Source organism: Maribacter sp. 4U21, assembly GCF_002742365.1.
Classification (GTDB): domain Bacteria; phylum Bacteroidota; class Bacteroidia; order Flavobacteriales; family Flavobacteriaceae; genus Maribacter.
On record NZ_MDGN01000039.1, the window covers coordinates 1 to 15051 of the forward strand.

Annotated in this window: 11 protein-coding genes and 1 tRNA gene; all 12 read right to left on the reverse strand. The window is 40.7% G+C overall.

Features of this window, described 5'->3' with window-relative positions:
* Positions 1-623: 623 nt before the first annotated feature.
* Positions 624-697: transfer RNA gene (locus BFP77_RS07975), tRNA-Arg, on the reverse strand.
* Positions 698-721: 24 nt separating this feature from the next.
* Positions 722-1168 (reverse strand): GatB/YqeY domain-containing protein, encoded by a 447-nt coding sequence (locus BFP77_RS07980; RefSeq protein WP_099573514.1) that lies wholly within the window; start codon positions 1166-1168, stop codon positions 722-724.
* A gap of 87 nt (positions 1169-1255) precedes the next feature.
* Positions 1256-3172 (reverse strand): cell division protein FtsZ, encoded by a 1917-nt coding sequence (gene ftsZ, locus BFP77_RS07985; RefSeq protein WP_099573515.1) that lies wholly within the window; start codon positions 3170-3172, stop codon positions 1256-1258.
* A gap of 45 nt (positions 3173-3217) precedes the next feature.
* The gene (gene ftsA / locus BFP77_RS07990) at positions 3218-4558 is read right to left on the reverse strand and encodes a cell division protein FtsA (RefSeq protein ID WP_099573516.1); all 1341 of its coding nucleotides are present in this window, start codon (positions 4556-4558) and stop codon (positions 3218-3220) included.
* A 5-nt stretch (positions 4559-4563) separates the two neighbouring features.
* A complete protein-coding gene (locus BFP77_RS07995) occupies positions 4564-5244 on the reverse strand; it encodes a cell division protein FtsQ/DivIB (protein ID WP_306475422.1) in 681 nt (226 codons plus the stop codon).
* 28 nt (positions 5245-5272) lie between these two features.
* Entirely contained in the window at positions 5273-6625 is a 1353-nt protein-coding gene (gene murC / locus BFP77_RS08000) for a UDP-N-acetylmuramate--L-alanine ligase (protein ID WP_099573518.1), read from the reverse strand.
* Between the two features lie 4 nt (positions 6626-6629).
* Positions 6630-7718, reverse strand: a complete 1089-nt coding sequence (gene murG / locus BFP77_RS08005; RefSeq protein WP_099573519.1) for an undecaprenyldiphospho-muramoylpentapeptide beta-N-acetylglucosaminyltransferase — start codon at positions 7716-7718, stop codon at positions 6630-6632.
* Positions 7705-8907, reverse strand: a complete 1203-nt coding sequence (locus tag BFP77_RS08010; protein ID WP_099573520.1) for an FtsW/RodA/SpoVE family cell cycle protein — start codon at positions 8905-8907, stop codon at positions 7705-7707. Before BFP77_RS08010 ends, murG begins: the two co-directional genes overlap by 14 nt.
* Entirely contained in the window at positions 8908-10242 is a 1335-nt protein-coding gene (gene murD / locus BFP77_RS08015) for a UDP-N-acetylmuramoyl-L-alanine--D-glutamate ligase (RefSeq protein ID WP_099573521.1), read from the reverse strand.
* Positions 10243-11463: a phospho-N-acetylmuramoyl-pentapeptide-transferase gene (mraY, locus tag BFP77_RS08020; protein WP_099573522.1), complete on the reverse strand. Its 1221-nt coding sequence runs from the start codon at positions 11461-11463 to the stop codon at positions 10243-10245. It lies immediately after the preceding gene.
* 120 nt (positions 11464-11583) lie between these two features.
* The gene (locus BFP77_RS08025) at positions 11584-13047 is read right to left on the reverse strand and encodes a UDP-N-acetylmuramoyl-L-alanyl-D-glutamate--2,6-diaminopimelate ligase (RefSeq protein ID WP_099573523.1); all 1464 of its coding nucleotides are present in this window, start codon (positions 13045-13047) and stop codon (positions 11584-11586) included.
* The gene (locus BFP77_RS08030; protein WP_099573524.1) at positions 13044-15050 is read right to left on the reverse strand and encodes a penicillin-binding protein; all 2007 of its coding nucleotides are present in this window, start codon (positions 15048-15050) and stop codon (positions 13044-13046) included. Before BFP77_RS08030 ends, BFP77_RS08025 begins: the two co-directional genes overlap by 4 nt.
* Position 15051 lies beyond the last annotated feature (1 nt).

The following is a 15051-nucleotide window of genomic DNA, read 5'->3' on the forward strand; positions in this document are numbered from 1 at the left end:
GATACCTTTGAGATAGGGTCAATTGTTTGTAATGTTTCATGCAAGATCAATATAAATATTGAACCTAAAATACTTGGGGCTAGCCCCAAGTATTTTAAATATGCATGTTGCACTTATGACTTGAACTTAGAGATATCTTAAATCCACTACCTCGGAACAAGCAAATTTTATAAATTCGATTTAAGGTAGTGTAAACTTCACTGAAAGGATTTGTCAAATGCTTTTTATAATGCGTTAACCTTTATAATAGGAACAATGTAAAAAAGCAAGGATTTGGCTTTATAGTAATTATCCAGACGATGTAGCTGATAAGAAAGTACACTAGTTCTTGCTCTTTTCAAAAAAACAAAACCACGTTAAAAATGACGTGGTTCTCCGCTTGTAGTGACCCTGGAGGGATTACCTTCGCTAAAGCTCGTTTTTCCCTCAAAGCTCCACCCGAAAGTTCTGGATTGAAAATAAAAAACTTTGTTTTCAAATTAAAGTGAGAATCTTTTCAATGAACTGTAGTCTTTACTTAGGGATTGGCTGCGCATTTCCCTCAAAGCTCCGCTTTGAAAATAGTTCAAACAAAAAAACGCTCAAGCAAGCTTGGCGTTTTTTCTTATCGAACTATTTATTCGTGACCCCGGAGGGATTCAAACCCCCAACCCTCAGAGCCGAAATCTGATGCGCTATTCAGTTGCGCCACGAGGCCAATTATTTTATAGTAAGCACTAGCTTACAAAGATAATTTATTCTTTACAATTGTGGATATTGTTTTACCATCCGCTTGGCCGGCAAGTTCCTTTGAAACCATGCCCATAACCTTACCCATGTCTTTCATCCCAGAAGCACTAGTAGCGTCAATGGTTTGCACTACCACCTTTTCTATTTCTTCTTCTGTTAGCTGCTCTGGTAAAAATTTTTCTATTACGGCTACCTGTGCTAACTCCAGTTCTGCGAGGTCGTCTCTCCCTTGCTCCGTAAAAATAGCAGCACTATCTTTTCTTTGCTTTACGAGTTTTTGGACCAACTTTATTTCATCGTCCTCGGACAGATCACCATTGCCACTCGTCTGTGCCAACAATAACGCCGATTTAATGGCCCTTAACGATTCCAAGGCAACGGTATCCTTAGCTTTCATGGCCATTTTCATTTGCTCCATTACCTTTTGTTGTAGTCCCATGGTATATTATTTTAGCGGCACGAAGATAAAAAATAAACCCGAAAACAGCTTTTGTTTTCGGGTTTAAACTTCTTTAAAAGGTATTACCTAATCTACATTGTCATGCAGAAAAGAATTGTTGGACCTTAACTGAATCTCATCGTTACTGTCATCACTTAAACTTGTTCTGGAGATTTTATTCTCTCTAGGAGTATCGTTTAAATGAACACCTTGTCTTTTGTAAGCGGGTTCCTTTTCAATTTCATCGATATTACTAAGACTGTTCTTGAACTTATAGTTGAAATCTTTTAATTTTCTTCTGCGTTCGTCCGCCCTTTCTTTTAAAAGCTCCTCAATAGGAGTTTCCATAGGATCCACTTCACGATTCGTATGTGTAGTGGCATTATCATCTACTATGGTTTTCTTCTCAAAAACGAGCTCATCCTCGATAATTTTTGGCTCAAACTCCTCTGCTTTTGATTTAGCTCCTGTCAATTGATTCTCCAATTGCATGTAATCGTCCAGACTATAGCGTGTTTCCCCGGTCTTGTTGTACTCCAACACTGGTATGATTTCAACACTGTCCTTTACATCCATGTCCTTTACATCATCATCCAAACTAAAGGTAATGACGTTCTCCTTCTCCTCTTCATCCTTTAAAGGCATATCAAAACTCATCGCAAATTGATCGTCCTCTTCTTCGACCTTTAATATTTCCGGCTCTACCACCTCTATATTCCTGAGCGCGTCGGAAGACTCGATGATAATAAAATCATCTTCGGAAACATTCTCTGCAACCACTTCTTCATAAAAAACATTGAAATTCTTAATGTAGCTGGTCGTAGGTATCAAGTCAAAATCGTCATCGTCCAAAAGCTCATAGCGAGTTTCTGGTTCCGGAGCTGCCTTTTCTTCTTCGTCCTCAACAACCAGCGTATGCACCGTAGTATTATTGGACAACAGCTCTTTCTCTGCGCGCTGACCATCCTCAAGCGTGTGGATTATTTTTTTTGTCTCTGTATTTACGATATCGTCCTGTTGTTCAATATTAAAACCCGTGGCGATCACCGTTACCGCAATTGCTTCTCCTAAAGTTTCGTCCTCACCTACACCCATGATGATATTGGCACCATAACCAGCCTCTACTTGGATATGGTCATTTATTTCGCCTATCTCATCAATAGTAATTTCTTGCGCACCGGATACGATCAGCAATAATACATTTTTAGCACCTTGTATCTTGTTATCATTTAATAACGGCGAATCCAAAGCTTTCATGATGGCCTCGTTAGCCCTTGAAGAACCAGAAGCTATTGCCGAGCCCATTATGGCCGTCCCACTATTGGAAAGTACTGTTTTGGCATCACGTAAATCGATATTCTGCGTGTAATGATGCGTTATTACTTCTGCAATACCACGCGCTGCCGTAGCTAAGACTTCATCCGCTTTTGAAAACCCGGCCTTAAAGCCTAGGTTACCGTAAACTTCCCTTAGTTTATTGTTATTGATGACAATCAACGAATCTACGTTTCTCCTTAATTTCTCAATTCCCAATTGGGCTTGATCGCATCTCATTTTTCCTTCAAACTGAAATGGCATGGTCACGATACCAACGGTAAGGACATCCATCTCCTTTGCAAATTTGGCAATAACGGGAGCAGCACCAGTTCCTGTTCCCCCACCCATACCAGCAGTGATGAATATCATTTTTGTCGTATTATCCAGCATTTGCTTGATATCTTCCATACTCTCCATAGCGGCTTCCTCACCTACTTCAGGGTTGGCACCAGCCCCCAATCCTTCTGTTAAAGAAACGCCCAGTTGAATTTTGTTAGGAACCGGACTATTATCCAATGCCTGTGAATCTGTATTACAAATAACAAAGTCAACACCATTGATGCCTGCTTGGAACATGTGGTTTATGGCATTACTACCACCGCCACCTACACCAATGACCTTTATGACGTTGCTCTGATTCTTTGGAAGATCAAAAGAGATATTATCAAATTCGCTGTTCTTACTCATATTACTTTTATTACTGGTTATTGTATTCGTTGTATGCTTTATTATTTACTCTGCGTTGTCCAAAAACTCCTTTAGCTTTTCAGACCACTTGTCAAAAACTGATTTTCTTTCCCTTCTTTCTCCGTTAGTGGAAATTTTAGTGTCCCCACTTTCCGCATAGACCAGTTCACCTTCTCCCGTTTCTTCATTACCCTCCGTAGCCTCTGTAGCCGGGGCCATCCTTGCCTCGTTCTTAATGGCATTCATTAATAATCCTACAGCTGTAGCGTATAAAGGACTCGCTATTTCTTCTTCTGAATCCCCGGCTAAATGCTCGTTTGGATAGCCTATTCTGGTATCCATACCGGTGATATACTCCACTAGCTGTTTCAAGTGTTTTAATTGGCTTCCGCCTCCTGTTAGCACTATACCCGCAATAAGCTTTTTCTTTTGCTCATCATGGCCGTAGTTCTTAATCTCTACGTAAACTTGTTCTATAATCTCCACTACACGGGCATGGATTATTTTGGACAAATTCTTTAAGGTAATTTCCTTTGGTTCCCTACCTCTTAGTCCCGGAATGGAAACAATTTCATTGTCCTTGTTCTCGCCAGGCCAAGCGGAACCAAATTTGATCTTAAGCAACTCCGCCTGCTTCTCTATAATAGAACATCCCTCTTTTATGTCTTCCGTAATGACACCACCACCAAATGGAATTACTGCCGTATGCCTAATGATACCATCCTTGAAGATGGCCAAATCAGTTGTACCACCTCCTATATCAATCAAAGCAACACCTGCTTCTTTCTCTTCCTGACTAAGTACCGCATCCGAAGAAGCCAATGGTTCCAAGGTGATATTCCCCAAGTCCAACCCGGCACTTTTAATACAGCGGCCTACATTTTTGATGGAAGTAACCTGACCAACAACAACATGAAAATTAGCCTCTAAACGACCTCCGTACATACCAATGGGCTGCTTAATCTCGGCCTGTCCGTCCACTTTATATTCTTGCGGCAATACATGGATAATTTCCTCTCCAGGGAGCATAATCAGTTTATAAACCTGGTTGCAAAGGGTATCCAAATCCTCATCGTTGATTACCTCTTCAGAGTCTCTACGAGTGATATAGTCACTATGCTGTAAACTTCGTATGTGTTGGCCGGCAATACCAACAACTACAGAACCGATTTTAAGACCAGAGTTGCTCTCCGCCTCTTCAACGGCCTGCTGAATAGATTGTATCGTTTGCGTAATATTATTAACAACACCTCTGTGAACACCTAAACTCTTGGATTTTCCTATACCCAAAATTTCAATCTTCCCATACTCATTTTCCTTCCCAATAATGGCAACGATTTTTGTTGTTCCTATGTCTAGGCCTACTGAATATTTAGTTTGTTCCATTTCTATTATATTTTAGTGCACACCACTTGGTTATTGAATTCTAAACTGACAATCGCAAAATTTTCCAAAGTTTTATCCTTGTTCGCCTTTGCATAAAAAGCTTTAAAATTGCTGAACTTTTCCTCTAGATTATCAATACCCCCTAAATTCACCACAAAGCGGTTCAGCCTAAATTTTAATTGATAGTTATCCTCTGCCTTAACATGAATACCAATTATGTTTTTTCGTAAAAAATCGTCCTTATTTATAAATTCCAAAATTTCATACACATCCTTAAGGCTTTCCCCTGTTACATTACCTGTAATTATGGGAACTCTAGCTGAATAATTGGACGAAAACGGCATGCGTTTTCCTTCGTCATCCAAATAGAATTTTGAATTACCTTCTATGCGTCCGATTGGTTTACGTTGAACAATTTTAGACGTAAGCTCACCATCTATAGTAAGATAGACTTGGGCACTTTTCACCATTTCATTGGCCGCAATGACCTTCTCTACAGTATTCAAAACTAATTTTTCTTTAGGCACATTTTCTAGCCGCCCGTATTTTTGTATTAACAATTTATTAACCGTCCCTTCTGTGAGGTATAAATTTTGGTCTCCTACAAATTCTACATTTATTTTAGCGATATTCTTCCTATTACTCCTTTGGTTAGAAAATGCGTAAAGCCCCATTACTACTAGCATTAGAGAAATAAACTTTAAAATGTTCCAATTAATACGCATAAGACAGTTCCTTTTGTATTTTATTTATTTCGAGTCCGATATCTCCTGCACCCATAGTCACGAGAACATCAGGATTTTGAGCTTTTATTTCGGATATAATTTGTTCCTTTTGAATTAATTTTTTAGAGGGATTTGTTATTTTATCCAACAACCAATTCGAAGTAATCCCTGGAATGGCCTTTTCCCTTGCCGGATAAATTTCCAGCAGGCAAATACTATCGAATCTTGAAAGACTTGTCGCAAAATCATCGCCAAAATCCTTAGTTCTTGAAAACAGATGTGGCTGAAAAATCGCCAATGCTTTTTTCTGAGGATGCATCTCCGTAATTGCTTCAAAAACAGCATTGATTTCTGTAGGATGATGCGCGTAATCGTCTATAAATACCAATTCATCGTTCTTTATCCTGTAAGAGAATCTTCGTTGCACCCCCTTGAAAGTGGCCAAAGCTTCAGCTAGGCGATACGGTGGGGAACCGGCCTCTATCGCCATAGCAAAAGCAACTAAACCGTTAAGCAGGTTATGCCTTCCTGGTTTATTGAACTTAACCCCTTCCAAAACTGAATTCGGGGTTCCCAAATCAAATATGTAGGTACCTTGTTCTATTCTTATGTTTCGGATACAGTAGTCCGAATTATCCTCAATACCATAGGTTATACCCGCTACAGGCAGACCACTCTTTACAAATAACTTTCCGTTAGGCTTTAGCCGCTTTGTAAAATCCAGAAACGATTTTTTCAATTCGTCCGAATCTCCATAAATATCCAAGTGATCCGCATCCATTGAGGTAATACAGGCTACATTAGGCGTTAACCTTAAAAAGGAACGATCAAACTCGTCTGCCTCCACCACCGAATACTCCGTACCTTCCAATAAGAAATTACTATTAAAATCCTCGGAAATACCACCGAGAAAAGCGGTTAGAGGAGTGCCCGTTTCTTTTAACAAATGTGCGAGAATACTAGAGGTAGTTGTTTTACCGTGCGTACCGGCAACGGCAAAACAAAAAGAATCTTTTGTAACCATCCCCAACACTTCAGACCGCTTTTTGATATGAAAACCGCGCTCGAAAAAATATTGATATTCGGAATGTGTTTTGGCAACCGCTGGTGTGTAGACGACCAAAGTATCCTCAACATTTTTGAATGTTGACGGAATACGGTCCACGTCATCTTCATAATGTATAGCTATAGCATTAGACGTAAGTTCTCGTGTTAAAGGGGTTTCTGTTTTATCATAGCCCGCAACATGCTTATTAATAAAACGAAAATATCGGGCAAGGGCGGACATACCAATGCCACCTATCCCGATGAAGTACACATTACGTATGTCTTTTAAATTCATTCTATCAGTTCAATAATTTTACGATTTCATCACATATTTCAATCGTGGCGTTGGGCAATGCCAATGCCTTACTATTTTTCGATAGTTCTTGCTGTTTTTCTTCCGAATTAAAAACGGAACCAAACTCCTGTTCAAAATCCCGCTCCAAATCCTCTTCTTTAATCATGATGGCGGCATCCTCTTGTACCAATGCCAAAGCATTTTTAGTCTGATGATCCTCTGCCACCGTCGGGGACGGGATGAAAATCGTGGGCTTACCCACCAGACATAGTTCGGAAACCGCGCCTGCTCCAGATCTAGAAATGATGAAATCCGCAGCGGCGTAGGCCTTGTCCATCTGGTTTAAAAAAGCACGTACCTTCACCTCTTTGGAATCATATTTTTCGTATTCCGCTATATATCCTTTTCCACATTGCCATAACACCTGAATCCCAAGGCTTTTAAAATAACCCAGCTTCTCCGCTATTAAAGTGTTAATTCTTCTCGCACCAAGACTACCACCTAAAACCAATAGCGTTTTCTTGTTGACATCCATTTGGTAGAAAGCAATTGCCTCTGCTTTGGATACGCGAAGCGCAACCAAGTCCTCTCGTACGGGATTACCCGTTTTTACGATTTTTTCCTTTGGAAAAAACTTTTCCATACCATCATAAGCAACACAAATCTTTGCCACCTTATCTTTTAATAGTTTATTGGTAATCCCGGCATAGGAATTCTGTTCTTGTAACACACATGGTATTCCCCTTCCTGAGGCAACTTTCAGTAACGGTCCGCTGGCGAAACCACCAGTGCCGATAACCGCAGCCGGTTTAAACCTTGTTACTATGTTGCCTGCTTTGATCAAACTACTTATCAATTTTATGGGAAACATTAAATTTTTAAGGGTGAGTTTCCTTTGCAACCCCGTAATCCATAATCCTTCAATCTTATAACCTGCCTGCGGCACTTTTTCCATCTCCATTCTATCCTTGGCCCCAACAAATAAAAATTGGGCCTTGGGGAACCTTCTCTTTAGTTCATTGGCTATGGCAATCGCCGGATATATATGTCCGCCTGTTCCACCACCGGAAACAATAAATTTATAATTGCCCACTTAATACTTCTAAGGGATTACTTTCATCAAAATGCTTGTTACTATTGTTATCCTGAACTATACTTTTATTGCTTGCACTAAGAATAATTCCAATGGCCAAACAGGTCATCCAGCTAGAGGTACCCCCGCTACTTATCAATGGTAAATTCTGTCCCGTAACGGGAAATAATTCTACCGCCACCGCCATATTTATAAGCGCCTGAAAAACAATGGGCAAACCAACTCCTAAAACCAAAAGTTTACTGAATACGGTGCCGGCCCCATTCGCAACGACCACAATCCGAAACAATAGAAACAGGTAAAAAAACATTAAAGCGAAACCTCCGACCAAACCATATTCCTCTACAATAATGGCATATATAAAATCTGACGAGCTTTGGGGCAAAAAGTTCTTCTGCACACTTTTCCCAGCTCCTTTACCAACGATACCCCCCGTGGCGATGGCTATTTTAGCTTTTTCAATCTGGTAGTTTGCCTGGACATCATCTGGATTGGAAAAACTATCTATTCTGCTCATCCAGGTATCCACCCTATTGGGAAATAAATCTGGTGCCGCCTTTGCGGTAAGGATAAATAGCGTTAAGCATAAAAGACCCGTACCTACTATTCCCAATAAATATTTTACGGGATATCCGCCTAAAAAGCACAACATCAAAACCATGGAAAATATGATGCCCGCGGTCGAAAAATTCGCAGGTAAAATCAGTAAAACCACTAAGAATACCGGAACCCACAAGGGTAAAATGCTTTCCGTAAAACCTATTTTAATATCCCTGATCTTAGACAGATAGCGGGCCACATAAACCATTACCACTACCGCTGCCAAATTTGAAGGCTGAAAACCAAAGCCCACGAAAGGAATCCTTATCCACCGACTGGCATTAGCTCCGCCGATAGAGGTTCCCTGCGCTAGAACAAAGATTAAGAGCACCAGTACAATGGGCAGCGCAATGAGCGATAGTCCCTTAAAAAAATGGGTAGGAATCTTATGTACACCGTATATAATACCAAAGCCAAGAAATAGTAGCAAAGCGTGTTTAACCAAATGGCCTACCGTAGTGCCATTACCTACCACGTACACCAAATTGCTACTGGCACTATACACCGGCAGAAAAGAAAACAAGGCCAAAAGTGCCGCAACGGCCCAAATAGCTTTATCTCCATTTATGTTTCTTAATACGCTTAACACTTATAGATTTTTTACGCAATTCTTAAATTGATTTCCCCTGTCCTCGTAATTTTTGAACAAATCAAAACTGGCACATGCCGGAGAAAGCAAAACACTATCCCCTCTTTCCGCAATTTTATACGCTACTTTTACCGCTTCTTCCATGGCAAAGGTCTCCACGATCAAATCCACGACATTGCCAAACGTTTCCTTTATCTTTTCATTATCCATACCCAAACAGACGATTGCTTTCACTTTTTCCCGCACCAACGGCATCAGTTCTTTGTATTCATTTCCTTTATCCACGCCGCCCACGATCCAAACGGTGGGGGTCTTTAAACTATCCAACGCGTAATATGTAGCATTCACGTTCGTTGCCTTGGAATCGTTGATGTACTGTACATGATGAATTTTAAGGACCTTCTCTAGCCTATGCGGTGCGCCTTGAAAATTAGAAATACATTCTCGTATGGTTTCTTTACGAATTCCTACCAATTTGGCAATCGTAGCTGCCGCCATGGAATTTTTTAAATTGTGCTGCCCTTCCAGTGCCAATGCGTCTGTCATAATCGTTATAGTGTCAGTATCTGTTGTTATTCTTATTTGTTCGTTCTCTAAAAATGCGCCCTCCTTTACCCTTTTTTTCAATGAAAAAGGGATTAGTTTTGATTTGATCGGGTTGTCTTTTAACCAGTTGGTAATTACTTCGTCATCTGCATCATAAATGAGACAATCCTCCTCCGTTTGATTCTTGGTTATCCTAAATTTAGAGGCGATATAGTTTTCAAACTTATAGTCATACCGGTCCAAATGGTCTGGCGTTATGTTCGTAATTACTGCGATATGCGGTCTAAAACGTACTACGCCGTCTAACTGAAAACTGCTGATTTCCAACACGTAATAGTCAAAATCATTTTCAGCGACCATTTTGGCATAACTATCGCCAATGTTTCCCGCCATGCCCACGTTTAAGTTCCCACCTTTTAAGAGATGGTTGGTCAACATGGTCGTAGTGGTCTTCCCGTTACTGCCCGTAATTCCTATAATCGTAGCATCCGTATACTGTGAAGCGAACTCTATCTCAGAAATAACCGGTATGTTATGGCTTAACAGGTTCTGCACCAAAGGAACACTATCCGGAATACCAGGGCTTTTCATGACCACGTCGGCCTTAAGGATTAGCGCTTCGGTATGTTGCTCTTCCTCCCAATCAATTTCAAAATGTTCAAGAACGTCTTTATATTTTTTTTGAATTGTTCCCTTATCGGAGACAAAAACCTTGAATCCCTTTTTCTTTCCTAAAATGGCGGTCCCTACACCACTTTCTCCGCCTCCCAGGATTACCAAAAATTTCATTTAGCGCACTTTTAAAGTCACAATGGTAACAATGGCCAACATAATTCCCACAATCCAAAATCGTGTTACAATCTTACTCTCGTGATATCCCTTCTTTTGGTAATGGTGATGTAATGGCGACATCAAAAAAATTCTTTTCCCCTCTCCTAATTTTTTCTTGGTATACTTGAAATATCCCACCTGAAGCATTACCGATAAAGACTCCGCGAAGAAGATTCCGCACAATAGTGGAATCAACAGCTCTTTCCTCACGATAATGGCTATGACCGCGATAACGCCGCCAATGGTTAGACTTCCTGTATCTCCCATAAATACCTGGGCAGGAAAGGTATTGTACCAAAGAAATCCTACCAAGGCCCCAACGAATGCCGTTATAAATATTAATAGCTCTCCCACTCTGGGGATGTACATAATATCCAGATAATCGGAAAAAATAATATTACCGGATACGAGCGCAAAAACACCTAATGTGAATACGATAATGGCCGAGGTCCCAGCTGCCAAACCATCAATACCGTCCGTAAGGTTAGCTCCATTAGACACTGCCGTTACGATTAAGATGATGATAGGAATAAAAACCAGCCAAGCGTAATCCTTGGCACCATCTCCGGCCCAGCCAATGAAATTGGTATAATCAAACTCATTATTCTTAAAGAATGGAACTGTTGTCATGGTAGACTTGACCTCTTCTCCCCTCACTTCCTCCACCGTATATTGGTCGGTAATCATCGTTTTACTATGCTCTCTCATGGTCACTTCCGGATGAAAGTACAATACCGCGCCTACAATTAAGCCCAGTACCAGTTGACCCAGAACTTTGAACCTTCCTTTTAAACCCTCCTTGTTTTTCTTGAATACTTTTATATAGTCATCCACAAAGCCGATAACACCCATCCACAACATGGTAAAAATCAAAAGGATGATGTATATATTCTCCAGCCTGGCGAATAATAAAACAGGAATTAAAGTGGCTAGAATTATAATGACACCTCCCATAGTCGGCGTACCTGCTTTTTGTTTTTGACCTTCTAAGCCCAAATCCCTTATCGTTTCCCCTACTTGTTTTCTTTGCAGAAAAAGAATGATGCGTTTACCAAATGCCGTTGCGATGATTAAAGAGAATAAGATCGCCATTGCCGCACGAAACGTACTGAACTGAAACAGACTTGCTCCCGGCAGTTGGTATTCTTTTTCTAAATATTCGAACAAATAGGTTAACATTTCTTATTTCAATTCTGGTTCAATCACCGAGTCCAAATCAAAAAGATGGACTTTCCTGTATTTTTGAATTCTACAATTATCTTTTACTACTTTATTACTTCTAAAAACGCTGTCACAGCATTACTTATCCATCTGATTCAATAAGTTTTTGACCATTTTAAAATCATCGAAATCCACTCTTTCCCCGTTAGTTTCCTGATAGGTCTCATGACCTTTGCCGGCAACAAGAATAATATCGTTATCCACAGCAAGCTGGCAAGCTGTTTTTATGGCCTGCTCCCTATTTTCTATGGAAAGAATCTTTTTAGTGTTTTGCGGCTCCACTCCTGCCTCCATCTCCGATATAATAGCTTTAGGTGATTCGGTTCTTGGGTTGTCCGATGTAAAGATGATTTTGTTACTCATCTCGGAAGCGATATTGCCCATTACCGGACGCTTAGATCTGTCTCTGTCGCCACCACACCCCACAACGGTGATGACGTTTTCATTTCCAGTCCTCAATGTGTTGATTGTCTCAAGCACATTTTTTAAAGCATCCGGCGTATGGGCATAATCAACAATAGCCGTAATTTTCTTTTTCGATATATAATATTGGAATCGGCCATCTACATTGTCCAATTCACTCAATAAGCGTAGCGTTTCCAACCTTTCCAGGCCTAACAAATCTGCCGCTGCGTAAATGGCCAGGATATTATAAGCATTAAAATGACCGATTAGCTTGGTCCACAACTCATTATCATCCACTTTAAGCAACTGCCCATCAAATTGGTTCTCCAAAATTTGAGCCCTGTAATCCGCATAGTTCTTTAAAGCATAGGTGTTTTTTCTTGCTCTTGTATTCTGCAACATGACCAAGCCGTTCTTATCATCGATATTGGTCAGGGCGAAAGCTTTCTTAGGCAGATTATCGAACAGTATTTTCTTGGTGTCCCGATATTCTGCAAAGGTTTTGTGATAATCGAGATGGTCATGGGATAGGTTCGTAAAAATAGCACCCTCAAAGACCAAACCTTCCGTTCTTTTCTGATGTATTCCGTGGGAACTCACTTCCATAAAGCAAAATTCCACTCCAAAACTGTTCATAAGGTGAAGGTGATAGTTTATCGTCAATGCATCGGGAGTGGTGTGACTTGTATCGTACTCCTTATCATCGACCATGATTTTTATGGTAGACAACAAGCCCACCTTGTATCCTGCTTTTTTGAACAGCTGATATAGGAGACTAGAAACGGTTGTTTTTCCGTTGGTACCCGTAACACCGATCAACTTCAAATTTTTGGAAGGGTTATCATAGTAATTGGAAGCCATAATGGCCAAGGCACTGTTTCCGTTAGCTACTTCTACATAGGTTACTTCATTTACCAAATCGTCGGGAAGCGACTCACAGATAATAGCTTTTGCACCTAAATCAATGGCTTTTCTAATATACTTATGTCCGTCCGTGATGGTTCCTTTAATAGCCACGAAGACATCGTCCATTTGGACCTTGCGCGAATCAAAACAAACGGCATTGACACTACAATTCGTAGTGCCACTGACCGCTGTTAGGCTAACTCCAAATAATATGTCTTTTAGTAGCTTCATGAAAGTTGCAACACTATTTTTTTAACTTTTTTAATATCCGTTCCCTGGGATATGGATTGATGCCTTACCCTTCCATTACCGATAACCTCTACTTTAATGCCTAGGTTTTCCAATATTGAAACGGCGTCCATACCACTCATCCCCTTAAGGTTTGGTATTTCATTATATTCTTTTTGGGCGTTCGCGAAATAGGATTGATACGCTTTATCCAAATCCGTGTTGAATTCTTCTTCAACATTGACCTCATCAATAAGTGGCGATGTGGCATACACCTTTTGCGCTACTGACTTAAACACGGGGCCGGAAACATCCGCACCATAATACCCTACGCTTTTATCCGGTTTATGTATAACTACAATACATGAGTACTTTGGATTGTCCGCAGGAAAATATCCCGCAAAAGATGAGATATACTCATATTTATCCTTGTCCTTAGATACATAATTGGTCTGCGTTGTACCTGTTTTACCGGCCATCGAGAAATTAGAGGAATACATTCCGTGACCAGTACCGTGTTCCTTCTCGACTACGTTCTTCAAAATTTGCTGTACTTTACGTACGGTTTCCTGAGAACAGATAGCCGGGTTCAACACCTCTTTATCGAATTTTTCAATGGTCTTGTTCCACTCTTTAACCTCTTTAAGAAGTCTTGGCTTAATAAGCTCTCCATTATTGGCAATGGCGTTATAAAAAGCTAGTGTTTGTAAGGGCGTTAACGACACCTCATAACCATAGGCCATTTGCGCCAAGGAAAGACCGGACCAACCTTTATCTCCCGGATATCGAAGAACCGGAGTGCCCTCTCCCTTTACGGGAAGTCCCAATTCTTTATGAATACCCATGCTCATTAGCCTGTTCACATATTTCTCGGGGTCATCCTTATACCCGTTATGAATCATCTTAGCGAAAGCCACATTAGAAGAAACCTCAAATGCCTCGGCAATGGAAAGCTCTCCATGACCACCGCGCTTGGTATCCCTTACCCGATGCCTGTAAATTTTCCAAGAACCTTTTTCGGTATCTATGACAGTACTGGTATCAACAACTTTGTCCTCTAGGGCTGCGACTAAATTCATGAGTTTAAACGTGGAACCTGGCTCGTGAGATTCCCCAATGGCATAATTGAGACGTTCATAGTACTTGCCCTCTTTGGTTTGTCCTAAATTGGAAATTGCCTTGACCTCACCCGTTTTGGTTTCCATGACGATGACCGTTCCATGGTCTGCCTTGTATTTCTCCAATTGCCCTAATAAGGCATGGTGGGCAATGTCCTGTATATTAATGTCGATAGTGGAATACACATCATAACCATCTTTTGGCTCAATGATATTATCCGTACCTGTTGGCTTCCATTGGTTTTTAGCAATCTTTTGCTTCCATCTTTTTCCGGCAACACCACTTAAATACTCACTAAAGGCACCCTCCATACCTACGCGGGTACGGTAACCATTCTCATCTACACGCTCATAGCCAACACTACGCTCGGCAATTTTACCTAAGGGATGTTCTCTTTTGGATTTTTGTTCTATAATGAGTCCGCCTTTGAAAGCACCCTTATTGAACAACGGAAAATCCTTAACGGCCATGTAGTCGGAATAATCCAAGTTTCTAGCAATTAGCGCATACCTGTTCTTGTTCTGTTTAGCTTTGCGTAACATCTGCTGGTAATGGGAGGAAGTCTTTCCGAATAGCTTTACCAAGGCATCCGACAGCGGTTTTACGTTCTCCCTAAAATCTTCATCACTTACCGTAACGGCGTCAAAACGTATGGTGTATTTGGAGACGGACGTTGCCAAAAGACTACCATCATCGGAATAAAGGTTACCGCGGTTGGGCTCAATGGTAAATAGTTTAGTGGTCCTGGTTTCGGCCAATGCTATATACTTTTGACCGTCAACAACCTGTATGGAAACCAATTTAAATAGCACGGCAGCAGCAAAAAGGACAAGGCCTCCTGCTACAAAATATAATCGCTTTAATATGCTTTTGTCCGTTGCTGGCATC